The organism is Methylobacterium sp. WL18 (assembly GCF_008040015.1).
Lineage (GTDB): Bacteria > Pseudomonadota > Alphaproteobacteria > Rhizobiales > Beijerinckiaceae > Methylobacterium > Methylobacterium mesophilicum.
Window position 1 is genome coordinate 1 of the sequence record NZ_VRVD01001231.1, and the last position, 608, is coordinate 608.

Genomic DNA, 608 nt, shown 5'->3' on the forward strand with positions numbered 1-608 from the left:
CGCCCGGGCGATCGCCGCCCGGATCGCCTCGCGGAGGGCGGCGCGCTCCGGATCGTCGAGCGCCGGACGCGCCGGCCCCGATTCCTGTTCCGCCACCACCGTTGAAGACGTCATAAACCCGATCCCGGCATCACCGCGCGCCGCACGGAAGCCGCTTTACGCCTTGCCGGGCGAGGGGGCCAGGGTGCCGGCCTGGACGCTCCGGTGCAGGACCCGTCCGGTCTCGCCGACGATCACCGGGCGCGTGCCCGCGAAGCTCACCTCCAGGACCAGCTCGGCCGCCCCGGTGGAGACGGCGCCGCGATCGGGGTTCGCGGTGCGGAAATCCACGATCGTGCGGATCGTGCAGGTCTCGGAATCGCAGGCGGTGCGGATGGTCCGCGGCTCGTAGCGCCGCTCGGGCCAGCGCTGCACGAAGCTGCGCTTCTCGGCCACCAGCCCCGCCAGGGTGACCGGATGCCCGTAGAAGCGAACCTGCGACCCGTAGAAATGCGGTGCGGCGCCGACCATCGTGTCGCCCGAGCTTGAGACGGTGGCGAGGTAGTTCGCCGCCAGGGCCCGGGCCACGGCGGCCCGCTCCCCTGAGGCGGCCGAAGCCGGCGCCACGG

1 pseudogene is annotated in these 608 nt (G+C 73.7%); it reads right to left on the bottom strand.

The features are described 5' to 3' along the window. Window positions 1-156: 156 nt before the first annotated feature. Window positions 157-608: pseudogene (locus FV228_RS32015) on the bottom strand (hypothetical protein); the annotation flags it as partial.